Genomic DNA, 26,768 nt, shown 5'->3' on the forward strand with positions numbered 1-26,768 from the left:
CCGGAGCTCCGCCCCGAAGACCACGTGATCACCCCGAGGGGCTCCGGCACGAACCGCTCGGACCACGAGGTCGATCACGGTGACTTCGGACGGTCGGGAACGGTCAGCTTCAGGCCGGACCGCAGGGAGTCAGGGTCGGAACCGATCACCTCCCGGTTACTGTCCCAGATCTCCTTCCAGTAGCGGCCGTCGCCGTACGCCTGCTCGGAGATCCTCCACAGCGTGCTGCCACCGTCGGTGGTGACGGTACGGCCGCCCGGGGACGGCGAGCCCTGCGGCTGCGCCGGGGGGCTTGGCTGTGCCGGGGGACTCGGCTGCGCCGACGGTGCCGACGGCGTCGGCGCAGCGCCCTCCGGGGAGGGCGACGGGGCCGGCGAGGAGCCGGAACCGGGCGCCTGCGGCGTGGCGTCGGACCGCGGGTCGAGCTCCCCCGGTCGCCGCCCGCAGACGCACGGCCCGTCGGGCGGGCAGAGGCATGGTTCCTCCGCCTCCGGCGGATCCCAGCCGGAGGGGTTGGAGAGCCGGCGCATCCGGTCCCAGAACTGGTCTTCCCAGTGGCTGGGCGGGACGGTCTCGCCGTCGGACCGGTTGAGGAGGTTCGCCAGCGCGCCACCCGGCCTCGACGCCGCCGGCGAATCGGTCTCCCAGGGCGGCACCGGCGGCGCCTGACCACGTTCGCGCAGGGTCCGCGCCACCTTGTCGAGCTGTTGTTCCAAAGCGTCGAGCCGCTGTTGCAAGGCCTTGAGCTGTTCTTCCAGGGCAGCCGGCCGTTGCTCCGAGGCGTTGAGCTGTTGCTCCACGGTGCGGACGGCCGCACGTGCCTTCTGCCACCGCTCCGCCAGATGCGCGTACTCGCTGTACCGTGCCGCCACGTATTCGCTCCGCGTACCCATCAGGGGCTCCAGGAAGCGGCGGAGCACGCCCTGGCGCGGCGCGGACGCCGCCCGCGCCGGCACCGGACCGATGCCGGCCGGCTGGTAGACGCTGCCGCTCGGTCGCGTCGTGCTCGGCTGCTGCGGCGTCCCCGGGCCGGAGGGACTCTGCGGCGCGGCGGCGGACGCGGCAGGCGAAGCGGTGGACGCGGCCAGCGCCTCGCCGACCCGCCCGGCGAAGTCGCCCGCCTCCGGCGCGCTGTTGTGCAGCGCGCGCAGGTCCACACCGGCCTGGTCGGCGCGGGTCACCAGCTCGGGAGGGAGCGTGGCGAACGCCGAGGCGAACCCGCCGTCGGGCACCTCGCTGTACAGCCTGCCCCTGGAGGTCGCACGGTAGCGACGCACGGTGCCGTCGGCCTCGCGCAGCTCGATGAGGACGTCGGTGTGCAGCCCGCGTGCCAGCAGTCGGGCCTGGGTCACCTGGCCCATCTGTCCGGGGACGCCCACCGTGGCGGTGAGCACGATCGGCGTTCCGGTCGTCCAGCGGCCGGCCAGGCTCCACCGCGCCGTCTCGACGATTGCCCGGTGCAGGGCGTCGGGAGTGACGCCGGAGCCGGCGTTCCCTTCAGTCTGCGCGATGTCCATCGCCTGGGTGGTCAGCGCGTCCAGGTCGAGCGAGGGCAGCGCCGCCACCGGCGGCGTGCTCCGCCACCCCGCCCGCCAGCCAGGACGCTCGGTGGTGCGGGTGGTGCGGGTGACCTCCGGATCGCCGAGGTTCCAGCCCCACCGGCGCCGCCTTTCGGCGCCGCGCTGAGCCCTCGCCTCGCTCAGCTCCTGCTCGAACACGTTCAGGTCGGCCGTGCCGGTCGCGGCGTCCTGCACCTCGATCCGCAGTTTGGGAGGTTTGGCAGGGTCGGCCTTCACGGTCGTCAGCTCGGCGACGAGGTCGAATGTGAGCGGCACCTCGACGCTGGCGCCGGTGCCCCTCTTGAAGATGCTGCGTTCGAGGCGGACGCCGTGGCTGACCGTGGTCCGGACGGAGACGTTCAATCCGATGAAGCGGCCGAACTTCAGCCCGATCATCCCCATGAGCCCCTTGAGGGAGAACCTCTGGCTCTGACCGGTGGCCACCTCGGTCACGTGCTGCACCCGGAGCACCCGGCCGATCTCGAGGTTCTTCCGACCGGCGACGGTGACGTGCACGTCCTCGGGCCGAACCCGGACGGTCACGTTCACCACCGTGCCCCGCTTGTCCGGGTGGGGGACGGCGATCACCAAGCCGCCGTCCTCCTGGAGCATCTGCCGGAAGTCGGCCGCGTTCTGCATCCGGTTCAGTTGCTGCTCCAGCATCGCCCGGACCTTCCGAGCCGCCTTCTCGCCGAACAGCCTGTCGTCCGCCAGCATGTTCTGGACGGCCGCGACCAACCCATCGGCCTGTACACCGTTCGGCTTCAAGGAGTGCGGAAGCGTGAGCGGCCGGGGGTCGGGAACCTGGGACTCCTCCGTCGCATCCACCATCTCCTCCGGCACGAGCCGGGTGATCTCTCCCTGCAGTTCGACCACGACCGGCTGGCGGGCCTCACCCTGCCTGCCCTGCTCTCCCGAAGCCTGCTCCGACTCTCCCGTGGCCGGTTCCGACCCGGGGCTCTCTCCGACCACGATGGTGACCCCGACCGCGTGGCGGATCTTGGCCAGGCCCTCGAACGCGGCGCCCCGCGCCAGCTCGGTCCACTGCTCGCTGTTGGTCGCCGAGTTGGAGAGGCTCTGGCCGCTCTCCACCGAGCCGGTGGGGCTGAGACTGACATCGTCATTCCCCACCGAACCGCTGCGGCTGACGCCGCCTCCCTGCGAATTGCCGGACGACTGGGTGACACCGCTGTTCTTGTAGCCGTAGTCCTGCATGATCAGGAGCATGTCGCTGAGGCGGGCGACCACCTCGACCGGCCCGTCGCCGAAGTCCATGAGCAGCCGGATGGGGATCTGGCCGGCGTCCCGCACCGGCTGGGACTGCCGGTGCCCGATCGGGCCGAGCATGTTGACGATCTTTCCCCACCAGCGGCTGCCGGAGAAGTCGCCGAACAATCGGCGGCGCAGCGACGGATTCGAGGCCAGGGCGCCCGGCGCGTAGGCTTCGACGGCCTCCAGTATCGCGTTGTACAGGTCGGTCGTCGTGCCGTCCTGCGTGCGCAGGACGGCACGATGGGGCCAGGACTCGCCCATGCCCTTGCGGGCCTTGTCCGGGAGCACTCCCATCTCCGGGCCCGCGTCCTTCGCGCCTTCCTCGGCCAGCAGCCGGGTCAGCGCCTGGCGGGGATCGGGCTCCTGCTTGAGGCTCTCGTCCTGGTTGCCGAACTGCTTCATGAGGGGTTCGAGCAACACCTCCGGCGTGTGACGGGCGGCCAGCGGGGGCAGCAGGTCTCCGGAGCTCTCGGCGGCCGCCAGGTCGTTGAGGTAGCGCTCGAGCAGCGGAACCCGCGTGGCGCGATCGAGCTTCAGATGGCCGTACATGAACGCTTCCACCACGTCGGACACATGGTGCAGCGACAGCGGTATCTCCCCCTGCGCGTACAGGCTCAGGACGTCACGCAGGGACTTGCTGTACAGGTACCCGCCGCCGGTCGTGGTGATCGTCTCGGTGTTGACCGTGCCCACCTCGCTGATGACGACGGTGGTGCTCAGCTCCGCCGTGAGCGCGACCTGGGGGCCGACGTCGATGGGCAGGCCTTCTATTCCCTTGATCGGGGTGCTCGACTGCGAAGTGCCATGGTTCGTCGAATGGGACCCGGAGGCCCCCGCGCCGTTCTTCGGGTTCTCGGCCTGGCTCCAGCCTCCCGAGACGGAGCCGTTCCCCGAGTGGCTGGTCTGCTCACCGGAGGAGGTGGTACCGCTGAGCATGTCGAACCCGATGCGACTGGTCAGCCAGCGGCCCCTGGTGGCGATCTGCGACTCGCCCAGGCGACCGCCGATCGACACCGAGAAGCGGCGCTGCCCGAACTCCTCCGTGTCCACGACGATCTCGACCTCGAAACCGTCGTTCAGGAACTCGGGGTGAGCGATGAGCTGGTAGGCGTTCAGCTGCCGGGCGAGCTGGTGGAAGGCCGGGGTGTTCGGCCGTACGCCGATCTTCTTGGCGATCTCCATCACCAGGTTGTCGGCGTTCCTGCCCAGGTCCAGACCCAGCGGCACGGTCTCGGCCAGCAGCTCGTCGGAGGTCGGGATCTTGTCCGGCCGCGGAGCCCCGTCCTCGGACAGCATGTCGCTGGGAATCCCCTGCCTCACCTCCACATACGTGGAGGCGACCTCGCGCACCTGATAGTCGTCCGTCACCTCGGAGAGCGTCGCCTTTTCCGTCCCCTTGAGATCCGTATCCTTCCCCAGCGCTTCCACCAGGACGACCCCGTTGCCGGTGCCGCCCGCGTTCTGGGAGGTCTCGTGGCTCTTTCCGCCCGTGTAACCGCCGCCGATCGAGGCGGTGGTCTCCTTGTCACCGGAGGTGTAGTCGACGCCGGCCCCGACACCCAGCCCCCAGGAAGCCGACTCGCCACTTGAGCTGCCGCCGGTATCGGACCCGATGTAGAGCGTGACCATCGTCTCGGCGTCGGTTTCCCCGGCGTACGTCTTCTTCCCGCCGCCAAGCTGGACATGCAGGGTGAGATGCTCTGCCGGTTGACCGGTCCGCTGGTGCACGAAGTGCATGAGGATGCCGCCCTGGACGGCCTGGTTGTAGTGGACCTGCAGCTGATCCTTCAGCTGGTTCTCCAGGAAGTCCAGCATGGCCTCCTGGCTGGCCCGCTCCACCGGGTCGGACGAGAACACCGGGTTCATCTTCCCGTTGCCGTCCACCTGGGGCAGCACGCCGCGCTCGCGCAGGAACACCGCCACCTCGGCTTGGAGCTTGGAAATGTCGTCCAGCTCCACATGTCCGACTCCGACTCCGCGCACCTGGCCTGGTCCGTCGCCCTGCCAGGCCGGCGCCTCGCCCTTCCGGCCGGGCGGCGGCTCGGGTGTGGAATCGTCTCGCAGCATCGGCGAACCGTCGGTGCGCCGGCGCTCCGCGCCGGAATCGTCCCGTACGACCGCCTCCTTGTCGTAGGGGAACCCCGCGGCGACGGCGACGTTCTCCGCTACCTGAGCCGTCGCCTTGATCGTGGCGTCGATCGGAGGAAGCGGCTTGTTCTTTCCGCCATCGTGAAGCGTGCTCGTGATCTCCAGATCCATCTCGAACGTGACGACCTGGTTGTGCCCGGACTTCCGTCTCACGATCGGCGTGATCGCCGTGCCGCCCGCGCTCAACCCCGTCGACTCCGACCTGGAACGGGAGCCGTTGAGGAGGGTCACACTCGCCGCCAGGTTCTGGAACCAGAGGGACAGCTTGGCGAGCAGTTTGCTGGAGATCTTGCCCCCCAGTGCGCCGTTCGCGCTTCGTGACCGGCTGGCCCCCTGACCCCCCGACACCGCGGAGAACCCGACGTCCACGCCCTCGCCGAGTTGCTTGGTGCTGGCCGTGCCATCCACCTGCGCGATCAGTCTCAGCTTCCCGTCCTCGGTCAGCTCATACTTGGGTTTGCCCTTCAACGTGATGGTCAGGTCCGGCTGCCCCGGGACGCTGATGGTCTGCCGCAGTCCGTGCGAGCTTGCCAGTTCGGCGAGCTGGACCGGCGTCATCCCGACGATGAAGGTGCGTATCTGCTCCTGTGCATGGCTGTTGCGGGCCAGACCGGGCGCCTGGGCGAGCAGCTGTGTCCTGAACTTCTCGAGCGCCTCTTCCAGACCTTCGACGTTGATGGGCGCGGTCTTCGGAAGAGGCGGCGGCGTCTCCGTCAGCTCGAAGGTGCGCTGTTCGGTTCCCTTGGGGCCGTGCTCGATGTGCGCGTGCGAGACTCCGATCTCGACCCTCGTCGCGTCGCCGGCGGCGCCGTCGGCGACCCGCACGACCGAGCTTCCCCCGGCCTCCCCCGGGGCGACGACCTCGAACTCGTACTCGGCGACCCCGTCGTACTCCGATGATTCGCCCCGGTTGTCCAGGACTGCGCCCTTCCGCACGAACTCAGCGAAGTTAGCGGAGGTCGACTCCCCCTGACCACGGCCGTAACCGCCGCCGAGTATGGCGTGCGGTCCCACCGCCTCGACCCACTTCCGGAAGCCGTTCTCCTCCGGCAGCCCCTTGACCAGGAATCCGAGCAGACCCGGCACGTCGACATCCGCCGCCCAGCCGCTGTTACGTCCGCTGCTGGTCGACACGCCGTGGTTGCCCTGGATGAAGAGGCCGGTCATCCCCTCGGAGATCTTCCAACCCTTCGAGCGGAGGACCTCGACGAGATCGCTCACCCGCATCTTGACCCTCAGCTCGACGCCCGCCACCCGCAGCACCGCTCCGTCGGGGGACAGCATCCGGCCGAACTCCGTCTCCAGCATGTACTCCAGCTCGGCGACGGTGAAGCGGTGGCCGACCTTCTTGGCGGCCAGCGCCTTGTTGACCTCCTCGGTCAGCCTGGTCATGTACGGCAACTGGCCGGTCGGCAGGCCGGCGGCCAGCATGGCCTCCGACGGCGCCGCCGCCGCCATGGCCTCGCGATACCTGGCGAGCTGGGACTCGGCCTCACTCGCGAGCCGGGCGACCTGGGCGGCCAGCGCTCCGGCGTGGCCCGTCCGCTGGTGGGCGATCAGCCGGCCCAGAGCGCGTGACGTCGCCGCCAGCGCCGAACGCGCGGCCTCGGCCTGGGCACGGGCCTCTTCGTAATTGGCCGCGATCCGCAGATCCCGGGCCGCGGACTCCTCGTCGAGCTTGGCCTGCAGGCGAGCCTCGTGGCGCCGCCCCGGTGCCCCGCTGTCGCGCTCCCCGTCGAGTGGCTTCCCGTCCCGCTCCGCCTTCTCGGCGGCCTTGACCTTCGCGAGCGCTTCCCTGGCGCTTTTCCTGGCTTCCCCGGCACTGCGCGCCCTGGCCTTCCTGCGCTCCGTCAAGCCGCGCTCGGCCTCTGCCAGGGACTCGGTCAGCTCCTCCACTTGTTCGGCCAGATCGGAGAGCATGGAAGGCTCCGCCGACGTGCCTGTTCCGGCGGGGTTCGAGGCCGTCCCGGCCAGCTCGGCGACGAGCTCGTCGATCTTCCGGACGATCTCCTCGGCCTCGGCGACCTGCCGTCCCGGACGGAGCGCGTCGTACTCGTCCGCCGGCGCGCTCGCCGGCTTGTTCGCTTCCTCGATCAGTTGGCTCGCCAGCCGGCTCGCGCCCTCGGTCAGCCCGGAGGGGTCCAGGCCGTCCGGGTTGTCCATAACTATTTCCGTGGCCACCCGCAGGGCCGCGTCGCCGGTCTCGGGAGACACTTCCGCCAGGAAGTGGAGCGCCTGGATCGCGCCTTCCATCGGCGGCCGGCCGTCGGCCCGGGCGACCTCGATGCCCAGCCAGGCGGCCGCCTCCGCGCGCAGCCGGTGCGGGCCGGTGCCGTCCCCGGCCCGGGTCGCCAGCCGTTCCCTCACGAGGCGGAGCGTGGCGGCGGGAAGATGGACGACGCTTCCGTCCGCCCTGCTCAGCCGCACATGGCCGCCCTCTACCAGCAACGCGTCGAGTCCCAGGCTCCCCATGACGTCGGCCATCGCCGATTCGGCGAGCTCCGTCCTGGTCGTGGAACCTGTCGTGGCCTGCCCGTTCGGCGTGCCCGCGACACTCGGCGTGGTCGTCTGGCCCTGAGTGGTCGTCTGGGTCTGGGGGGTCGTCTGGCCCTGAGTGGTCGTCTGGGTCTGGGGGGTCGTCTGGCCCTGAGTGGTCGTGGCAGAGACAGGTCCCCCGACCTGTGGCGCCACCCCCTGCGCGGACGGAGCGGACGCAGCCTCACTTTGCGCGGACTGCCCACTTTGCGCGGACTGCCCACTTTGCACAGCCGCATTCGACCCGGACGGGTCCGGTCCTACCTCCGCGCTCTGTGTGGTGGAGCCGGAGGCGCTCTGCCCGTTCTGCGCAGCCACACCCGCCCCAGACGGATCCGGCCCTGCCTGCCCGGCCTGCGGACCCGGCCCTGCTTGCGGAGCCTGCCCGGCCTGCCCGGCCTGCGGAGCCTGCGCGGCCTGCCCGGCTTGCGGATCCGGCCCAGCTTGCGCAGCGGAACCAGACAGATCCGATCCTGTCTGCGCGGCCTGCCCAGTCTGCCCAGCTTGCGCGGTCTGCGCGGACGAACCCTGCCCAGCCTGTGCGCCCTGCGCGGGCGAACCCTGCCCACTCTGCGCGGCCTGCGTGCCCTGTCCACTTTGCGCACCCTGCGGAGCCTGCGCGGACGAAGCCTGTCCACCCTGCGCGGCCTGCGTGCCCTGTCCACTTTGCGCACCCTGCGGAGCCTGCGCGGCCTGCCCGGACGAACCCTGCCCGCTCTGCACGGCCTGCCCAGCTTGCGCGGGCGAACCCTGCCCGCTCTGCGCGGCCTGCCCAGCTTGCGCGGGCGAACCCTGTCCACTCTGCGCGAGCTGCCCGGTGCGCGCGGACGCACCAGACGTACCCTGCCCGGCAGCGTGTGTGGAACCCCCCTGACCGCCCTGCGCGGAGCCGCCCTGCGCGGTCCCGCTCGATGTGCCCGGCACGGGCCGGGATGGCGCGGCCTGCCCGCCGGGCGTCGACTGCCCGCTGGATCCAGCCGGGCCGTTCATGACCTGGACTCCGCCGGCCACCGCCGGACCGCCGCCGGCGGACGGCGTCCCCGCCGGGGACGCGCCGCCTGGGGAAGCGGCCGAGGCGGTGGTGTCAGGCGCGGAATTGGTCGCGGTCGCGAGCTTGGCATCACGCGCCGCCACGGCCGCGTCATAGGCCGCGAAGGAGGACTCGAGGCCGCTGAGAATCGTCGTGGAGGGAGCCCTGACGGCGTGGATGAATTCCTTGCTGGTGGGACCGATCGAGCCGTGCCGGCCGGCGGCGGCGAGGAACGAGCCGACACCGGATTCCCCTGTCGGGAGCGTGGGGAGCTGACCGTGGGTCAAGCCGACGACCGCGCCTCCACCGGCCGAGGCGATGACGTTGACCAGGCCCGACTGTGTGACGGCCTGCAGTGTCCGGCCGGGAAAGGACTTGGGGGTCTTGCCATAGCTGACCAGTCTGGACACTTTCGGAGCGACCGCCATGCCGAGAACCCCGCCCGCGGCCCCGCCCAGCATCGCGTCGAATATCGCCCGCCCGTTGAGCTTGGCCCGCGTTCCAAGCTCCTTCTGGTCCTGCTCGGCCTTCGCCTCGATGATGCCTTCTTCTGTGCTCTCCTCGAACATTTCCCACGCAAGGGCTTTTCTGCCGGCGGCGCTGAGGAGCGTCCGGGCGGAACCGCTGCCCACCGCTTGGACCGCGACCTGCTGGGCGGCCGGGACGGCCCTGACACCGGCGGCTCGTCCGGCCACCGCGACGAGCCGCCGGAGGATCGTGTCGATGTCCCAGCGCGTTTTCCTGGCGATGAGCACGACGGTCCGGGCGGCCAGTCCCGAGGTGAAGAAGAAGACGATGAGCGCGATGGAGATAGCGATCAACGCGATCCAGAACGCCACGTTGATCGCAAGCTTGGCGAACTGCGTATCCAGTGCGTAGTTGGCGAGCTTGTCGGCGAAGGCCAGGGCGTTCTCCACCAGGACGGGCACGCCCGAGTCCGGCGAGTAAAGCGATTGGAGCTTCGCGACGGAGTTGTCCGTCGGGGGCGCGTCCCATTTCCGCAGGGTCCTGCCGGCTGCCCGGACGCCCTCGTCGGCGTGGGAGTCCAGGCGCTGTGCCAGCTCGTGCCACAGCGTCCGCAGCATCCACGACAATCTCTCACTGCCCTCCGGCCACATCTGGCCGGAGGAGAGCAGGGCGACCAGGGTGTCGGCCCAGGCCGGGAGGCTCTCGCCCCACGCGGGCGTGACGTCGGTGGCGAAGCCGTCGCCGGGGTCCGCGGCAACGTACCCGCTAGAGGTATCCGTGTTGCTAGAACTCGTGCTGCCGCTCACGTCGCCCCCGTTTCGGCTTCCGTCGACCGCCGGACGCACGCTGGATGGCCGGCGTGCTCACGTACTCTCACCGCGCCGGCTGCGAGGAGAGCGGCTCAGCGTCTGATGGTGTTCCCTACACCCGAAGGCTGCCCTTCGTCGCCTGAAGGTCGCCCATCATCCGGCCCTGATCATGGTCCGTGGCGAGGGAGTTGTCGACGGCCTTGCGGATCCGCGCCGGCTCCGCGGCGGCCTCGGCGATGATCTGGCCTCCATTGGTGATCATCTGGTGCAGGGAGCCGCCCTGGTAGTACGACGCCTGGAACGCGCGGCCCGCGGTGTCACGGCCCCATGTCGAGGAATCGTTGAGCCGCTGGATCTTGGCCACCATCTCCTTCCACATCGTGGAGACATCGGACGCCACCCGATCCCACTGGGCGAGCTCGACGTAGACCGTCGGATCGATGCCGACGTGCGTGAAGTCGTTGGGCATGGCCGGTCACCTCTTCCCGAGCAGCTGGCTCGCCATCTGCTCCAGCACTCCCTGGAGGTCTCCCTCCAGATGCACCTTCATCTGATCGCCGGGGATCAGCGGTTCGAAGAGCTCGATGACCCGCTCCTGGGCCTTGGCCGCGGCGCGGTGGACGGTGTCCGCGATGGAGTCGGCCAGCTGGCGGGCATCGGGTTTGCGGTAGATGCGGGGGTCGATGTCGAGCCGGATGAGATCCCCGCGCGCGCCGACCGTCACCGATATCAGGCCGTCGGGTGACTTCTCGGTCACCTGGATGGCTCGCGCCTCCTCGTGCACCGCCGAAGCCTCGTCCTGCAGGCGCATGAAGGTGGTCCGCAACTCGTCGGCATAGGCCCGCATACCCGCCACGTCCGCCGCGTCCACCGGCTTGAACTGCTCCACGTCGCCCCCTCGCAACGCTGACGGGCTCACCCAGCAGCAGCACCGCGTGACCCCGATTTAACACAGGAAACACCTGTAGTTAACTTCTTGGCATTTTTGCATCCCCGAACGATCTTCTGCAAGAGCTAGTTTTCCCGCAAATAAGGACAAAAGGTCACGTCTTGGATGCCGCTAAGTCATGACATGACGCCGCGTCTTCCCTGTCGGCCCCAACCGTCACTCCCGGTGCCGTCACAGGGCCAGGAGCACGGCGTTCTCGTAGAGCTTGTCCACCTCGGGTCCCGGAATCCAGCGCCGGTAGACGCCCCGCTCGACTCGCTCCATCCCCAGCGCCAGAGCGACCGGCACCTGCCCACCGATGTACTCGACGAGCAGCTCGCCGTCGCGCTCGTCACGCACCTGGCACACCGCGCCGCGCCACTCGCAGACCGTCGTGACGAAGTGGACCGCCTGGCAGTCCTCGGCCGGCACCGGCCGGACGAAACAACCCGGCGCCACCTCCTCGAAGCCCTCCACCGGCTCGGAGCTTCGCAGCCGTATCCACAGCCGGTCCGGATGCTGGTCGAGACTGGCGGGATACTCGGCTCCCCGCCAGCGGGCCCGATAGAAGTGCCACCTCGTCACGAGCTCTCCGATCCGTGCCGCCCGTCGGGAACGCCGACCGGCGCGTCGTGGACCACCCTCCACCGCCCGAGATCGCCGTCGTACATCGCACGCCGGCGCTCGACCCCTTCGATGGTCAGCTCGTAGATCTCGGCGCCGTACGGCAGTTCGACCCCGTCGACCTTGTACTCGCGGATCAGTTGGCCGACGTTGGGCACCAGCCCCATGCCGATGAACGGAGGTTCCTCGATCACCCATCCGGCCACCGCGGTCATGGTCTCCTCGTCGACGCCGCCGTACGGGGTGCGGTAGAGGTCCGGGCCGACCGCGTACCACCGCAGGATGACGACGGACCCCTCCTCGGTCACCATCTCCTCGGCCGACTGCCCCAGCGCGTCCGCCAGCACGGTCGGAGTCGCGATGTGCGCGACGTCCAGGGCGTGGTGGCAGTAACCCGAGACCCGGAACTCACCGTCGGCGAGATAAGCGTGGACGTCGCGGGGGCGAAGCAGCTTCTGCACGATCGCCACTCCGGACTCCGGCTCGACCTCGCGGTCCTGGACCAGCGACGGCACCGCCAGCCTGGCCACCGCACCGGGCTCCAGGAAGAAGTGGACCGGAAGGCCGGGATTGATCGCCAGCCCCCAGCGCAGGTCGGGCCAGGCGGCCGCCAGTTCGGGCAGCGAGGCGACCCGGCCGTGCTGGAAGGCGCCGCCGGTCCCGGCCCGCATCGCCTCGATCGAGGTGTAGACCATCAACCAGGTCCGCTCGTCGTCCGCCTCGATGGGCCAGACGACCGGCTCGTGACCCGCCGCGGCGGCCGTAGTGATCGGCAGCACGAACTCCGCATGCCGCAGCAGGCCCAGGCAGAAGACGAGATCACCAACCGCCAACGCCTCCCCCAGACGCTCCTCGAACACGTTCGCCGGCTGCCATTCCCCCACGCCGACCACCCTAAAGCGTCACGTACCGATGCGGCGGACGGGCCGTCCGCCGCATCGGGTGAAAGCCCGGGATCTTCACCGGCTACTCATACGGTGAGCTGGAAAGACGGACCGGAACGTGGGGTCGGGAGTGATCAGGGACCAGTCGGCCGCGGTCGCCGGCCGCGGTTCGGCCCGGGAGGGTCTCACCGCCGATACCGGCCGCGGTTCAGCCCGGGAGGGTCTCACCGCCGATCGGGGCGAGGACCTCGCCGGTGTAGTAGGACGAGAGCCGCTCGGCGGCGAAGAAGACATACGACGGCGCGATCTCGTCGGGATGGGCGGCACGCTCCATCGGCACCTGCCGGCCGAACTTCTCGACCTTCTCCGGCGGCATGGTCGCGGGGATCAGCGGCGTCCAGACCGGGCCGGGAGCCACCGCGTTCACCCGGATGCCCCGTTCGACCAGCGTCTGGGCGAGCGAGTAGGTGAGAGCGTTGATCGCCCCTTTGGTCGCGGAGTAGTCGATCAGCGTCTTGTTGCCGCGCAGCCCGTTGATCGAAGAGGTGTTGACGATGGCGCCGCCGTCGGGCATGTGCGGGAGCGCGGCCCTGGTGACCCGGAAGTAGGAGTGGATGTTCACCGCGAACGTGCGCTCCCACTGCCGGTCGGAGAGGTCTTCGAGCGACTCCACCGGTGACTGCGTGGCGACGTTGTTGACCAGGATGTCGATTTCCCCGAACACGGAGACGGTCGACTCGACCACCTCCCGGCAGTGGTCCGGCCTGGCCAGGTCGCCCGGCAACAGCAGGCAGCGTCGCCCCTCCTTCTCGACCAGGCCCTTGGTGTGCTCGGCGTCGCGGTGCTCCGACAGGTAGGCGATGGCGACGTCGGCCCCCTCCTTGGCGAACGCCACCGCCACGGCCCGCCCGATGCCGGAGTCACCCCCGGTGATCAGCGCACGCTTGCCTGCCAGGAGATCACGGCCGACGTAGTCGCGCATCTCGTCCCTGGGCTCGGGGGTCATCGCCCCGCTCTCCCCCGGGTAGGGCTGGGACTGGGCCGGAGGCGTGCTGTTATGTTCCTGTGACATACGGTCCGCCTACCCCGCAGCCGGTGCGCCACTCTCCAGCGCCCGCAAACCTTCCGAGCCGTACGGTCGCCGTCTCACCTGCCACGACCCGGCCGCACCCCTGCCGCGCCCCGGCCATGACGCGCGAGGCCCCCGGCGCGGTGAGCGCCGAGGCGGGCCCACGTGGTGGGTTCAGCAGCCGTACAGCGCGCGGATGCCAACCACGTCGCCGGCGCTGAAGCCGGGTTTGAGCGCTCCGTGGATCAGCACCTGACCGCTCTTCGCCTCCAGCGTCTTCTGGCCGTTGTTGCTGAATGCGTAATTGTCGTAGGTCATGAGTGAGGCGAGGTCGAGATCACCGTAAAGGCGATTCTGAGCCGAAGAGAGCTTGATGAACTGACTTTGGTACTGCGGGGCGATATTGCCCGGATTGATGGTCAGCAGAATGTCCCTGTCCGACCGCATGTGCTCGTGGTAAAAACCCAGGGCGTGCATCAACTCGTGCATCGCGATGCCCTTGTATTCGCACCCGGCGCCCAGCGAGACGTTCTGCCGGCCGCCCCGGCGTCCCAGGAACGAGTAACAACCTCCGCCGGGGAAGATGTGGAGGTAGTCGCTTTCCGTGGTGCGCGGCGACAGCCGGATGCAGGTCTGGGAGTGGAAGTCGGCGATCGCCGCGGCGACGGCGTCACGCGCCTTCTGTGACAGACCGGCGTCCAGCGCGTAAGGGACCCTCCCAGCCTTCCACAGGAAGGCGTCCGAGGTGATGGACGCGCTGGTGGCCGGATGGGCGCAGCGTCCGCCGACCCGCAGCGGAAGCGGGATGCTCGCCGGCGACGTGGCGGTGAAGGCGGTGGTGCCGGGGGCGGTGGCGCCGGGGGCGGTGACGGCGCCGGTCACAGGGGTGGTCCCGGCCGGCGGGACGACGCCGGGCAGATGCAACTTCCCGCGGGCGACCTCGTCGACGGAGCCGATCGCGATGTCCCCCTCGATGACGGCGACACCGTCGACGTCGACGTAGTCGATCCGTTGGACGCCGCCGAAGAGGTTGACGATGGTGACGCTGTGAACGGGCCGGGAGGTCTGCTGGCTCCACAGGTTGATGGGCTCGTCCACCGCGCCGGCCGGAGAAGAAGCGGCGAAAAGGACAAGACCGGCAATGAGCGCGACAAACCCACCAAGCTTTGGATATTTCACTATTTCCCCCGATAAGCCCGGGATGAATTCCGGAACTCTTTCGAGAGCAAGTGTAGGAAGGAATGACAGATATTCCGGTCATTGGACACGCGGCAGCCGCCTGTCATTTCAGGACGACTTCCCGAAGGTTTTTACCGGGCTCTGCGGGCGAGAACGGAATGGACGGTGAACGAGACCGTCCGAAACCCCGGGTCGGCCATGACCGCCCGAACGTCGCGGAGCTGAGACCTGGTCATGCCCGCCGCCACGAAGCGCTCCTCCAGGTGGAGGCTGTTGCTGGTGAGCAGCCCGATCCCGGCCGACCCCGGACCCCATACCTCGGTGTGACACTGCGGGTCGATGTCGACCAGACCCGCCTCGCTCATCGCCTGCGCGGCGGACCCACCCCAGGTCGGGTCGCTGCCGGCGGCGGCCAGCACGCGGGCCATGGTCTCGATGTAGGTCTCGTACAGCTCCCGTGCCCGCTCGTCGGGAGTGAGCAGCGGCGCCCAGCGGCTGATGTCGATCTCGTCGATCTGCAGCCAGCCGCCCGGCCGCAGCGCGGCGCGCAGGCGCTCCAGCACCCGCTGCCGCCGCGGCAGATGGCTCAGCACCAGCCGCGCGTGGATCAGGTCGAACTCGTCGGAGGGCAGCGGGTCGTCGACGATGTCGTGCCTGACGACGGTGAGCCCGGACCGGGTGGGGATGAGAGCGGGCTTGATGTCGGTGGCCAGCACACGGCCGGTCGGCGCCACCCGATCGGCCAGCCACAGGGCCACGCTGCCGCCCCCGGCGCCGACCTCCAGGCAGCTCCAGCCGTCGGCGACGCCGGTCTGCCCGAGCCGCTCGAACGTCAGCGGGTCGAGAAGCTCCGCCAGATGGCGATGCTGGTCGGCGGAGTGGGCGCCTTCGTTGTCGAAGACGTATCCGGACGTCATGGCAGGGCTCCGCCCGGTCACGCACTTCCTTTCCCCCGCGACTTACCGCATCGATGACCTCGCCCTGGCATGTTAGGGCGTGTGATCGTCCGAGGTACACGGCTTCGCTCATCCCATCCGGATCCCCGGCTCGTCCCGCCGGAGCCGATCGGCTCCCCACGAGGGGAGTGACTCGGCGAAATCCGGTGAGGTAACCCGGTGACGCGACGAGCGAGGGGGGACCATGGGCACCGTTGCCGAACAGTTCATCGAGGTGTTGCGCCAGGCCGGGGTGGAGCGGGTCTACGGGGTGGTGGGCGACAGCCTGAACCCGATCGTGGACGCGATCCGCAAGGGCGGCGGCATCGAGTGGGTGCACGTGCGCAACGAGGAGGCGGGGGCGTTCGCCGCCGCGGCCGAGGCGCAGATCACCGGTCGCCTGGCGGTCTGCGCGGGAAGCTGCGGCCCCGGCAACACGCATCTGGTCCAGGGGCTCTACGACGCCCACCGCAGCCGGGCGCCGGTGCTCGCGCTGGCCTCGCACATCTCCAGCGTCCAGATCGGCACCGGCTTCTTCCAGGAGACCCACCCTGAACGGCTGTTCATGGAGTGCAGCGGCTTCTGCGAGATGATCAGCACCGCCCGGCAGATGCCCCGGGTGCTGCGCACCGCCGTCCAGCACGCGATCGGCGACGACGACGTCGCGGTCGTGGTGCTCCCCGGTGACGTCGCGGACCTGCCGACCGAGCACGACACCGGCGCTCACGAGCTCCTCACCCGGCACGGCACGCTCCGGCCCCCTGCCGATCAGGTGGCGGAGCTGGCCACGGCGCTGAACAGCGCGGAGAAGGTGATGCTGTTCTGCGGCGCCGGGGTGCGCGGCTCGCACGCGGAGGTCATGTCGCTGGCCGCGCGCACGCTCGCGCCGGTCGGGCACGCGCTGCGCGGCAAGGAGTGGATCCAGTTCGACAACCCCTACGACGTGGGGATGAGCGGGCTGCTCGGCTACGGCGCGTGCTACGAGGCCATGCACGAGGCCGATCTGGTGGTGCTGGCCGGCACCGACTTCCCCTACGACGACTTCCTGCCGGGCCGGCACACGGTCCAGATCGACCACGACGCCGGGCGGCTGGGCTGCAGAACTCCGCTGGAGCTGGCCGTACACGGCGACGTCGGCGAGACGCTGCGCGCGGTGCTGCCCGAGGTCGCGCAGAAGTCCGACCGCCGCTATCTCGACAAGATGCTGTCCAGGCACGTGAAGGCGCTCGACACCGTCGTCAACGCCTACACCCGCGACATCGAGCACCACACGCCGATCCATCCGGAGTTCGTGGCGAACATCGTGGACGAGCTCGCCGCCGACGACGCGGTGTTCACCGTGGACACCGGCATGTGCAACGTCTGGGCCGCGCGCTACCTCACCCCCAACGGCCGCCGCCGTGTCATCGGCTCCTTCAAACACGGCAGCATGGCCAACGCGCTCCCGCACGCCATCGGCGCCCAGTTCGCCCGTCGCGGGCGGCAGGTCGTCTCACTCTCCGGCGACGGCGGGCTCGGCATGCTCATGGGCGAGCTCCTCACCGTCCAGATGTACGACCTGCCCGTCAAGATCGTGGTGTTCAACAACTCCTCGCTCGGCATGGTGAAGCTGGAGATGCTGGTCGACGGGCTGCTCGACTTCGGCACCGACGTCACGCCGGTCGACTACGCGGCGATCGCCGCCGCGATCGGGCTGGGCTCGGTCCGGGTCGAGAAGCCCTCCGACGTCCGTGAGGCGCTGGCCACCGCCTTCGCGACGCCCGGGCCGTACCTGGTGGACGTGGTCACCGACCCCGACGTGCTCTCCATGCCGCCGCGCATCACCGCCAAGCAGGTCAAGGGGTTCGCCCTGGGCGCGGGGAAGGTCGTGCTGACCGGCGGGGTGGGACGCATGATCGACATGGCGCGGGCGAACCTGCGCAACATCCGGCGCCCGTGACACCCGCCGGGTAGGGCAAGCTTGAGCGGGTGAGCAAACTTGAGCGCCGGATCGTGGAGGCGGCGGAGGCCGCGCTCGCGCAGCGGAAGTTCGTCACCGCGATCGACGTGCTGACCGGGATCCGGTGGTTGCACGCCCGGCACGTGGACACCTGGCGGCAGGGCCGGGTCGCCGCGCTGGAGGAGCTCGCGGCCGTGGACGGCGCCAAGATGGCCGACGCGGTGGCCGCGCTGCGGCGCTGGGCGCTGGGCCGGGGGCTCACCCCGAGCGAGACCGCCTATGTGTCCGGCGGCCGGGACCGGGGAGAGCTGCGGTTCGTCGCCGACGGGGACGACCGTGCCTTCCGGGTCCACTGGATCTCGCCGGACATGAGCGAGGCCCGGCTGCGGCAGCTCACCGAGCGGCAGAACAAGGCCCCCGACCTCGTCGTGGTGGAGCCGCAGCAGCCGTGGGGGTGCGCGGGCTGCGCCGGCACCGGCCCTTACCTGATCATGGAGAACGCCGGTCCGCACTGTCTGACCTGCGCGGACATGGACCACCTCGTCTTCCTGCCCGCGGGTGACGCGGCGCTCAGCCGCCGGGCGAAGAAGGAGAGCGGCCTGGCCGCCGTGGTGGTCAGGTTCAACCCCCGGCGCAAACGCTACGAACGGCGCGGCGTCCTGGTCGAGGAGGCCGCGCTGGCACTGGCCGAGGGGCGGTGCCTGGCCGACGAGGAGGTACGGCTGCGCCGCCGTGAGCGCGACCGGGTGCGACGCGCCGGCGAGGACGTGGAGTTCCAGGCCGCGATGGCCAGGGAGATCTCCCGGATGTTCCCCGGCTGCCCGCCCGAGCGGGCCGAGGAGATCGCCCGGCACGCGGGGCAGCGGGGCAGCGGCCGGGTGGGGCGCACCGCCGCCGCCCGGATCTTCGACGAGGACGCGATCACACTGGCCGTGGTCGCCTCGGTGCGGCACCTCGACACCGACTACGACCGGCTGCTGATGTCGGGGGTGTCCCGCTCCGAGGCACGGGACCGAATCCGGGCGACCATCGACCGGGTGCTCGACCGCTGGCGCACGACTGTCGGTGCCCCCGTGCACAATGACGCCCATGGAGAATCGGCGTGAGGTCCGCCAGACGCTGCTCGACTTCGCGCTGAGCCTGCCCGAGGCGTATGAGGATCACCCGTGGGGCGAGACCGTCGTCAAGGTCAACAAGAAGATCTTCGTGTTCCTCGGGGCCGAGGAGCCGGACGGATCGAGGAGCCCGGCCGTCGGGGTGAAGCTGCCGGAGTCGAACGGCCACGCGCTGGCCGTGACGGGCGCGAAGCCCTCGGGGTACGGGCTCGGCAGGGCCGGATGGGTGACGATCCCGCTGGCCGGCACGCCCGAGACCGAGGTGCTGCTCGACTGGATCGAGGAGAGTTACCGAGCGGTCGCCCCCAGGAGGCTCGCCGCCCGGCTCGACATCACCGGCCAGGCCTGACGACACCGTCGGCCCGGCACAGCGGGCCCGCTTGGCACGGCCTGTCCGGCACGGCCTGTCTACCTGGTACGGCCGGTCCGCCTCGCATCGGCGGCCAGAGCGGCGCGGCCGGCTTCCAAGCCGACCGTCAAGGACAATCGGCGTAGACACCTTTTCACCCCTCCTTTCCCTGTTTAAGGGAATCAGGGGCGGCGTGGCACCGCAATGCACCCACTGGTGACTGTAAGCATCCTTACTGTCACGTTGAGCTATTCAGCGAACCGGCACGGGCCGCATTCCGGCCAGCGAGATAGTCGCGGCCGCGAGCCGCGTTCCGAAAGGAACAGTATTTCTATGTTCACGCCCGATCCCCAGATCAATCCCATCACCGCGCACACCCGGTCGAAGCGGCGCCGGCCGACGAAGGGGTTGGCGACGTTGACCCTGGCCGGCTCCCTGTCCGTGGCGCTCGCCGCCACCCTGGCCTCGACCACCGGCGCGTCCCAGGCCGCCGAGTTCGCCGCTCCGGTCGCGGCCTCCACTCCCAACCCTCACTTGCCCTCGCTCCATGAGGAGGCGGAGAGGAAGTGCTCGCCGAGGAACTTCTTCAGGTTCCACGGCTTCCATCCGATCAACTTCTTCGTTCCCCGCACGCACTTCATCGACGGCCCCGGCGGCTCGGTGACGGCGTCGGTCAGGCGGCAGCACCGCGTCTACTTCGAGGTCGAGATCGAGAGGGAGAAGGGCTCCGAGATCGACAAGCTCCACACCACCAGTACCACCAGGACCAACGGCACGACCACCAGCACGACCGCCGGCACGACCACCAACTCGACCGCCAACGAGACCGCCAACGGGATCGTCGACACGAAGGCCCTGCTCCGCCGGCTGCGTAACAACGTGAACCCGCTGCTCGCCGAGGAGCTCATCGTCGAGACGGGGCACGAGTACACGCAGGAGATCAGCGACGGCATGTACGGCAACCTTTGGTACCGCGTCTTCGGCTACCGCGTGGGCTTCTCCTCGTGGCACCAGCTGAGCGACTGCAGCTCGCACGTGGTCGCCACCGGTGTCGCCAGCGTCCCCGCGAGGGTGGAGGGCTGGAGATACTGGGAGACCAAGCACCCGATCTACAAGGGACACCAGCTGTCCCCCAAGTAGGGGACGCGACCGTAGCCGCTCGTCCGGCAGCCCCGGCCCCGGTTTCGGGCCGGGGCTGCCGCGCGGCCGGTCTCAGGGCTGCTGTACGGCCAGCCGGATCGCGAAGCCGACCAGCAGCAGGCCGGTGGCACGTTCCACCCGGGCCCGGATCCTGGGCGTGCGGAGCAGGGCGCCGATCCGGTCCACGAGCACGTTGTAGAAGCTGAACCAGACCAGGTAGAGGCCGGCGAAGATGGCCGACAGCAGCATGGCCTGGTGCAGCGGGTTGCCGTGGGCCGGCAGGAACTGCGGCAGGAACGTGACGAAGAACAGCGCGACCTTGGGATTGAGCGTGTTCGACAGGAAGCCGTTGCGGATGTGCTGCAGCGGGGAGCGCCGCTCCTGGAGGACGACCTGCGGGGCGGCGGCCGTACGGCGACTGGAGAGCAGGGCCTGGATGCCGAGCCAGAGCAGGTAGACCACGCCGACGATCTTCAGCGTGGTGAACGCGGTGGCGGAGGTCAGCAGCAGGGCCGACAGGCCGACGGCGGCGGCGGTGGCGTGGACGGTGAGGCCGAGCAGGCCGCCGAACATGGTCAGCAGGCCGGCGGTACGGCCGAAGGCGAGGGCATTGCGCGTGATCAGGGCCTGGTCAGGCCCGGGAATCATGATCATTACAAGCGCCGTGACCGCGAAGGTCGTCAGCATGGAACGGGGGTCTCCCTGAACATCGGATGGTGCGAGGTGCCTTGTGGGCGCGCTCATCCTACGCATTCGGGGAAACCCCACGGTCACCCGGCCGGGAGAGGGAGGTTCTCCCGGCCGGGGAGGCCTCACCTGGCGCTGTTGCGGAACGGCTTGGCCGGCCTGCCCAGGTTCGGGGTGCCGAGCAGCTTCTTGGAGGAGATCGCGTAGATGCCGTCGTTGGTGAACACCCAGGCGATCTTGCGGTCCCACTCGACGTAGGTGCCGTGGGTCTGGTTGCCCAGGGCGTAGTCGGGCACCTTCCTGTCGAAGCCCGTGGGAACGAACTGCGCGACGATCTTCGGGTGCTTCGGGTCGCGGGTGTCGAAGAACTGCACGCCGGCGTTGTAGAACGCGTACGGCAGCAGGCCCTGCCGGGGATCGCCGGGCGAGGTGTAGTAGCCCGAACGCTTGGGGCCGAAGCTGCCGCCGCGCTGGCAGTAGTCGCCGAACGGGGCGTTCGCGGCGGGCTTGGGCCTGGGCAGGGCGCCGACGATGCGCGGCTTGGCCGGATCGCGGACGTCGACCTGGAAGATGTCCTTGTAGGGCTCGTGGCAGTCCTCGCCCAGCGGATAGCCGGACACGTAGATCATGCCGGTCTTCTCGAACTGGGAGACGTCCACGTTGTCCGCCTCGGTGCCGCCGACCGACATCGGCAGGTCCAAGTGGGCGATCTCCCGCATCCTGGCCGGGTCGGAGATGTCCAGCACCGACAGGCCGTAACCGCCCATGGCCGCGAAGCCGTACCGGCCGCCCTGCTCGACCGGCTTGGGGATGAACAGCGGCATGCGCGCGCCCATCCAGGACGTCTGGTTGCCGCAGCGCGGGTTCCTGGCGTAGTCGGCGCTCTCGTCCGCGACCTGGCCCTTGCGGTGCCACTCCCCGACCTTCTTCGGCTTGGCCGGGTCGGACATGTCGTAGGCCTGGTAGCCGGCCGAGTACAGGTAGGTGGGCACCTCGGTGTTGCTCCAGGTGTCCAGCGGCGCCGCGGCGACGAACATGTACTTGCCGCCGGTCCAGTACGGCACGTCCAGCGAGCCCGATCCCTGCTGCGGCCCGTTCACCGGGGCGTTCAGCGGGTCGTCCACCGAGCCGTCGGTGGTGACGGTGGCCAGCAGCTTCCAGTCCTTCTTGCGGGGGCCGTCGAGGCGGTAGACCTTGAAGCCCTTGAAGCTCGTGGTCTCACGAAGCTTCCTGACGCCCTCGGCGTTGTGGAACTTGGAATGCTCGGCCGCGTCGCCCAGCTCGCCGACCTGCCGCTTCTGCTCGAAGCTCTGGACCATGACGTAGGCGTCGAGCCCGGCGTTCCACTGGATCGTCGAGGCGCCCCAGTAGTCGTGGGCCTTCCAGTCCTTGCCGTCCTTGACCTCGACGTTCTCGCCGTACTCGGCCTTGATGTCGTTGCGGCTGAGCGACTCGACGACCTTGACCTTCTTGACGTCGGTCACGTCGTAGACGCGGCCCTCGCTGCGGTCGTACTGGAACAGGTAACGGCGACCGTCGAAGTCGACGATGTTCTGCCAGCTGTGGAAGTAGTCGGGGGTGAACGCGGGACCGCGGTAGGCGGCCTCCAGCTTGATCGGGCCCTCGATGTAGGACTTCGGGTCGTAGCCCTTGGTCTTTCCGAAGATGTCCTGGGCGCCGCCGGGGAAGGCGAAGCGCTCCTCACCGGCCGGGGTCAGGGACGGGTGCCGGAAGCCGCCGTCCAGTTGCATGCCGTACGCGCCGGGCTGGGGGTCGGCCGGGCGACGGTCGCCGCAGACGGAGGGGATGTCGGGGTCGTCGGGGGCCGCCGCCCGCACCGCCGTACCGGAAGTGAGGACGAGGCCCGCGACGCCGGAGGTGATCAGGGCATGCCGGAGAAAGTGGCGCATGGCGCGACCTTTCAATGAAAGGGGGGAACGCGGCCAGGTTTTCGGTTCCGCCCCCTCTGCGACCACGCTCCGTTCCGCGAGATGGAACCTGATGGGTTCCATCTCGCGGAACACCAGCCCTTAGGTGACGGCCAGGCGCTGCCGGTACCGCTCGTCGCGCCAGTGCTCCTCGCGGAGCACCTCGGCCAGGATGGCGGCGGCGTCGTAGACGTCGGCGAAGCGGATGTAGAGCGGGGCGAAGCCGAAGCGCAGGACGTCGGGGGCGCGGAAGTCCCCGTGGACGCCGCGGTCGATCAGCGCGCGCATGACCGGGTAGCCGTCGGGGTGGCGGAGGCTGACCTGGCTGCCGCGGCGCTCCGGGTCCCGGGGCGAGACCAGCTCCAGACCGTACGGCGCGCCGGCCTCCTCGACCAGGTCGATGAAGAGCGACGTCAGCGCCACGCTCTTGGCCCGGGCCTCGGCCAGGTCCACCCGCTCCCAGATGTCCAGCGACGCGTTGAGCGGGGCGAAGGACAGCACGTGCGGGGTGCTCACGGTGAAGCGCCGGATGCCCTCGGCGGGGCGGAAACCCGCCTCGAACGCGAACGGCGCCGCATGGCCGTGCCAGCCGGTCAGCATGTGCTCGGCCGTGGCTTGGTGACGCGGGTGGACGTAGATGAACGCGGGGGCTCCCGGGCCGGCGTTGAGGTATTTGTAGGTGCACCCGACCGCGAAGTCGGCCGCCGACATGTCCACCTGGAAGGCGCCGACGCTGTGGCACAGGTCCCAGATCATCAGCGCGCCCGCCGCCTGGACCCGCGCGGTCACCGCGGCGGTGTCGTGGCGTTCCCCGGTCCGATAGTCCACCTCCGACAGCAGTACGCACGCGACGTCGTCCGACAGGGCCTCGTCGAGGTCCCCGATGTCCCGGACCTCGTAGCCGTCCAGCGCCTTGACCAGGCCTTCGACCACGTAGCGGTCGGTCGGGAAGTTGGCGAGGTCGGAGATGACCACTCGGCGCCCGGGACGCAGGCCCAGGGCGGCCGTGACGGCCTTGACGATGTTGATCGAGGTGCTCTCGCCCACCGCGACCTGGCCGGGGCCCGCCCCGATCAGCGGGGCCAGACGGTCACCGGTGGTCAGCGGCAGGTCGAACCAGCCGGCGGAGTTCCAGCCGCCGACCAGCTGACGGCCCCATTCCTGCTCCACGACCCGCGCCGTCGCGGCCGAGGCCGCTCTGGGCATGGCCCCGAGTGAGTTTCCGACCAGGTAGATCGTTCCGTCGGGCAGGACGAACTCGTCCCTGAGGTGCTTGAGAGGATCGTCCGCGTCGAGGGCGACGCAGTCCGCACGGCTGATGGTCACGAATCATCTCCGAGTTAGGTGCTTACCAGCTCCTCCATCATCAGGCATCGGTGAAGGCCAGGGCATAGAGGGGTTCCGGGACATGGAACTTACGCTCGACATGCCCGGGCCGGACGGCGCCGAACCCTCCAGGCGGGGACCGTGATCTGCTCGGGCCGTTCGAGCTCCGTGACGTGTGAGGACACGGCCGCCACGGCCTCCCGGTCGCCACCGGTCAGCACCACGGCCAGGTCGGCGGGCAGCCCCCGGACCAGGTCGGCGAACAGGGCCCGCTCCTGCGCGGTCATCCCGGTCATCGGCTCGTCCAGCAGCAGCAGCCGGGGCCGCGCGGCGAGCGCCATGGCGATCTCCAGCCTGCGCCGGGAGCCCGGCGGCAACCGGTCGGTCGACTGGTTGGCCTCCTCCGCCAGACCGACGATCCGCAGCAGGTCGAGCACCTCGACCGCCATGGCGTGCCGCCGGTCCGGTGCGAGCGGGGTGAGCCGCCTGCCGCAGGTGTGCGCGCCCAACGCCATCGCCACGTGCTCCACGCAGGTCAGCCCGGCCACGGCGGTGCCGTGCTGGAAGATCCTGGCGATGCCCGAGCGGCGACCCTCGGGCAGGTCGGTGACGTCCTGCCCGTCGTATTCGACCCGGCCTCCGGTGGGCCGGATCGCTCCGGCGATGAGCCGCATCACCGTGGACTTGCCGGACCCGGCCGATCCGACCAACGCGCGGCGCTCGCCCCGGCGGATCGTCAGATCCAGCTCCTCCACGGCCTTGACGGTGCCGAAGTGCATCGTCACCCCGTGCAACGACAACACGAAGGTCACCGACCGGGGACCCGCGCGGCGTCGCCGCCGAGGGGCTCGGTGCGGGCGGTGCCGGACGGGAGTCCCGCCTCCTCGATCGGCGATCCCACCGGCGACTCGCCCAGCGGGCGGGGCAGGTCCGAGCCGAGCGTGACCCGGCCCTCTCCCATCGTGTCCATCAGCGTCCGCGACGCGCTCCGGCGGTCTTCTCGGACCGGGTGAAACTCGTGATCACTTAGAATGATCATGGCCTCACGCTCGGCTCACACCTGGAGCCACGGCGCCCCGGGCCGGCCGAGATCCGGTCGGCCCCTGGGGCACGGTGCGCGTGAACGTCAATGATCAAAGGTTATCCCTTGCCTGGATGAAGAGCGCCACAGGCGTCACAGGTGCGGGACTTCTCGTCGTCGTAGAAGGCCTGGAAGATCGGCGGCAGGTCGGCCACGATGTCGCGGACCTGCAGTTCGACCTCGTGAACCACCGCGTCGCACTCCTGGCAGTACCACCGGAACTTCTCCAGCACGCCCTCCGGCCGGACCCGCTCCACCAGGAAACCGACCGAGCCCTCCTCGGGGCGCTGCGGCGAGTGCGGCAGGTTCGGCGGGAGCAGCCACATCTGACCCTCGCGGACGTGAACGGTCTCCGGCCCCTCGGGCGTCATGACGTTGATGTGCATGTTGCCGCGGACCTGGTAGAAGAGCTCCTCGTACGGATCGACGTGGAAGTCGGTCCGCGCGTTCGGGCCGCCGACGACCATCACGATGAGGTCGTTGGAGTCCTCAAATATGATCTTGTTGCCCACCGGCGGCTTGAGCAGGTGGGCGTGCTCGTCGATCCACTTGGTGAAGTCGATGGGGGGGATCACTGGCGTTCCTCCGGTCGGTAGGCCACGGCTTGAATCTCGATGAGCAGGTGGGGGTGGGGCAACTGATGAACGGCCACGGTGGTGCGGGTCGGACCGGTCTCGTCGAAATACTCCGCGTAGACCGCGTTGTAGCCACCGAAGTCGTTCATGTTCACCAGATAGGTGGTGAGCTGGACGAGGTCGCTCAGGTCGGCTCCGGCCGCCCTGAGGATGTCGCCGATGTTCTCTATCACGGCCCGGGTCTGCTCGGCGATGTCGAGCCTGACCGTGCCGAACTCGTCGGCCTCGGCCCCGGTGATCGTGTTGTCCGGCCGGCGGGAGCTGGTGCCCGACACGTAGATGAAGTCCCCGGCCCGTTTGACGTGCGGGAACCTTCCACGCGGCGTGGCCTTCCCGCGGACGACGAGCCCGTCGGTCACGACTCCCCCCTGGCGGCGGTGAACGAGACCGAGCCCAGGTGCTGGATCTCGGCCCTGACGCAGGCGCCCGGGGGCAGCGGCTCGGCGGGCGTGGCGGCCCCGGCGAGCAGGATCCATCCGGACTCCAGGACCACCCCGTTCGCCGCGGCGAGGCGGGCGGCCTCGACGACGGCCCGGCGCGGGTCCCCCAGGATGGCGGCGGTGGAACCGGTGTGCGCGGGGCGACCGTCGATCTCGAAGACGACGCCGAGGTTCCACCGGGTGGAATCCCAGGGCTGCCATGGGCCGATCACGTATCCGGCGGCCGAGGTGTTGTCGGCGATCACGTCCGGCAGGGAGAACCGGAAGTTCTCATAGCGCGAGTCGATGATCTCGATGCCGGGGGCGACCGCCGCGACGGCACCGGGCGCGAGCGCGTCGGCGACCGTGGCGATGCGGCGGCCGATCAGGTAGACGACCTCCGGCTCAACGCGCGGATGGATATAGCCCGATATATCGGCGCATGAACCGTCGAGAACGGCCGACGACTCCGGCACCCGGCCGAAGATCACATCGTGCACGCCCATCTGGCGGCGCTTGCCCTCGCTGGTGAAGCCCAGCTTCACCCCCGACAGCCGGTCACCCCGCTCCAGGCGGAGCCGCAGCAGCTCCTCCTGGACCCGGTAGGCGGTGGCCACGTCGTAGTCCTGCTCGGGCTGCGGCACCGCGCGGGCCGTGCGCGCCGCCTCGTCCAGCACCGCGGCGAGCTTGTGGACGTCGGTCATCGGTC

Annotated in this window: 20 protein-coding genes; 4 read left to right on the forward strand and 16 right to left on the reverse strand. The window is 69.7% G+C overall.

Annotation, left to right across the window (positions count from 1 at the left end):
* Positions 1–74 precede the first annotated feature (74 nt).
* From ACQPYK_RS46595 to ACQPYK_RS46630, 8 genes are all read right to left on the reverse strand, one after another.
* Positions 75–9,818, reverse strand: coding sequence for a hypothetical protein (locus ACQPYK_RS46595; RefSeq protein ID WP_433247192.1), 9,744 nt, complete (start codon positions 9,816–9,818; stop codon positions 75–77).
* A 115-nt stretch (positions 9,819–9,933) separates the two neighbouring features.
* Positions 9,934–10,290 (reverse strand): hypothetical protein, encoded by a 357-nt coding sequence (locus ACQPYK_RS46600; protein WP_433247195.1) that lies wholly within the window; start codon positions 10,288–10,290, stop codon positions 9,934–9,936.
* A gap of 6 nt (positions 10,291–10,296) precedes the next feature.
* Positions 10,297–10,710: a YbaB/EbfC family nucleoid-associated protein gene (locus tag ACQPYK_RS46605; RefSeq protein WP_433247198.1), complete on the reverse strand. Its 414-nt coding sequence runs from the start codon at positions 10,708–10,710 to the stop codon at positions 10,297–10,299.
* A gap of 231 nt (positions 10,711–10,941) precedes the next feature.
* Positions 10,942–11,334 carry a hypothetical protein gene (locus tag ACQPYK_RS46610; RefSeq protein ID WP_433247201.1) on the reverse strand — a complete coding sequence of 131 codons (393 nt, stop codon included), beginning with the start codon at positions 11,332–11,334 and terminating at the stop codon, positions 10,942–10,944.
* The gene (locus tag ACQPYK_RS46615; RefSeq protein ID WP_433247204.1) at positions 11,331–12,257 is read right to left on the reverse strand and encodes an SseB family protein; all 927 of its coding nucleotides are present in this window, start codon (positions 12,255–12,257) and stop codon (positions 11,331–11,333) included. Before ACQPYK_RS46615 ends, ACQPYK_RS46610 begins: the two co-directional genes overlap by 4 nt.
* Before the next feature lie 208 nt (positions 12,258–12,465).
* Positions 12,466–13,329, reverse strand: a complete 864-nt coding sequence (locus ACQPYK_RS46620; protein ID WP_433247207.1) for an SDR family oxidoreductase — start codon at positions 13,327–13,329, stop codon at positions 12,466–12,468.
* Positions 13,330–13,500: 171 nt separating this feature from the next.
* Positions 13,501–14,424 (reverse strand): M12 family metallopeptidase, encoded by a 924-nt coding sequence (locus ACQPYK_RS46625; RefSeq protein ID WP_433247210.1) that lies wholly within the window; start codon positions 14,422–14,424, stop codon positions 13,501–13,503.
* Positions 14,425–14,636: 212 nt separating this feature from the next.
* Positions 14,637–15,422 carry a class I SAM-dependent methyltransferase gene (locus ACQPYK_RS46630; RefSeq protein WP_433247213.1) on the reverse strand — a complete coding sequence of 262 codons (786 nt, stop codon included), beginning with the start codon at positions 15,420–15,422 and terminating at the stop codon, positions 14,637–14,639.
* A 223-nt stretch (positions 15,423–15,645) separates the two neighbouring features.
* Here ACQPYK_RS46630 and ACQPYK_RS46635 point away from each other — a divergent pair, with 223 nt between their 5' ends.
* The 4 genes from ACQPYK_RS46635 to ACQPYK_RS46650 all read left to right on the forward strand — a co-directional run bounded on the left by ACQPYK_RS46635 (position 15,646) and on the right by ACQPYK_RS46650 (position 19,983).
* Positions 15,646–17,379 (forward strand): pyruvate dehydrogenase, encoded by a 1,734-nt coding sequence (locus ACQPYK_RS46635; protein ID WP_433247216.1) that lies wholly within the window; start codon positions 15,646–15,648, stop codon positions 17,377–17,379.
* A gap of 29 nt (positions 17,380–17,408) precedes the next feature.
* Positions 17,409–18,485, forward strand: coding sequence for a DUF2293 domain-containing protein (locus tag ACQPYK_RS46640; RefSeq protein WP_433247219.1), 1,077 nt, complete (start codon positions 17,409–17,411; stop codon positions 18,483–18,485).
* Complete coding sequence (locus ACQPYK_RS46645; RefSeq protein ID WP_433247222.1) at positions 18,469–18,843, forward strand: MmcQ/YjbR family DNA-binding protein; 375 nt, start codon at positions 18,469–18,471, stop codon at positions 18,841–18,843. Before ACQPYK_RS46640 ends, ACQPYK_RS46645 begins: the two co-directional genes overlap by 17 nt.
* A gap of 333 nt (positions 18,844–19,176) precedes the next feature.
* Positions 19,177–19,983, forward strand: coding sequence for a hypothetical protein (locus ACQPYK_RS46650; protein ID WP_433247225.1), 807 nt, complete (start codon positions 19,177–19,179; stop codon positions 19,981–19,983).
* Positions 19,984–20,055: 72 nt separating this feature from the next.
* On the opposite strand, the gene ACQPYK_RS46655 is transcribed toward ACQPYK_RS46650, so the two are convergent.
* The 8 genes from ACQPYK_RS46655 to ACQPYK_RS46690 form a co-directional block, all read right to left on the reverse strand.
* Positions 20,056–20,670 carry a LysE family translocator gene (locus ACQPYK_RS46655; RefSeq protein WP_433247228.1) on the reverse strand — a complete coding sequence of 205 codons (615 nt, stop codon included), beginning with the start codon at positions 20,668–20,670 and terminating at the stop codon, positions 20,056–20,058.
* 125 nt (positions 20,671–20,795) lie between these two features.
* The gene (locus ACQPYK_RS46660) at positions 20,796–22,580 is read right to left on the reverse strand and encodes a hypothetical protein (protein WP_433247231.1); all 1,785 of its coding nucleotides are present in this window, start codon (positions 22,578–22,580) and stop codon (positions 20,796–20,798) included.
* A gap of 120 nt (positions 22,581–22,700) precedes the next feature.
* Entirely contained in the window at positions 22,701–23,924 is a 1,224-nt protein-coding gene (gene kynU, locus ACQPYK_RS46665) for a kynureninase (RefSeq protein ID WP_433247234.1), read from the reverse strand.
* An 89-nt stretch (positions 23,925–24,013) separates the two neighbouring features.
* Entirely contained in the window at positions 24,014–24,727 is a 714-nt protein-coding gene (locus tag ACQPYK_RS46670; RefSeq protein ID WP_433247237.1) for an ATP-binding cassette domain-containing protein, read from the reverse strand.
* A gap of 5 nt (positions 24,728–24,732) precedes the next feature.
* A complete protein-coding gene (locus ACQPYK_RS46675) occupies positions 24,733–24,963 on the reverse strand; it encodes a hypothetical protein (protein WP_433247240.1) in 231 nt (76 codons plus the stop codon).
* A 101-nt stretch (positions 24,964–25,064) separates the two neighbouring features.
* Positions 25,065–25,580 (reverse strand): 3-hydroxyanthranilate 3,4-dioxygenase, encoded by a 516-nt coding sequence (locus tag ACQPYK_RS46680; RefSeq protein ID WP_433247243.1) that lies wholly within the window; start codon positions 25,578–25,580, stop codon positions 25,065–25,067.
* The gene (locus ACQPYK_RS46685) at positions 25,577–25,999 is read right to left on the reverse strand and encodes a RidA family protein (protein ID WP_433247246.1); all 423 of its coding nucleotides are present in this window, start codon (positions 25,997–25,999) and stop codon (positions 25,577–25,579) included. Before ACQPYK_RS46685 ends, ACQPYK_RS46680 begins: the two co-directional genes overlap by 4 nt.
* Positions 25,996–26,763: a 2-keto-4-pentenoate hydratase gene (locus ACQPYK_RS46690; RefSeq protein ID WP_433247249.1), complete on the reverse strand. Its 768-nt coding sequence runs from the start codon at positions 26,761–26,763 to the stop codon at positions 25,996–25,998. Before ACQPYK_RS46690 ends, ACQPYK_RS46685 begins: the two co-directional genes overlap by 4 nt.
* Positions 26,764–26,768 lie beyond the last annotated feature (5 nt).

This window comes from Streptosporangium sp. CA-135522 (assembly GCF_050949235.1).
GTDB lineage: Bacteria > Actinomycetota > Actinomycetes > Streptosporangiales > Streptosporangiaceae > Streptosporangium.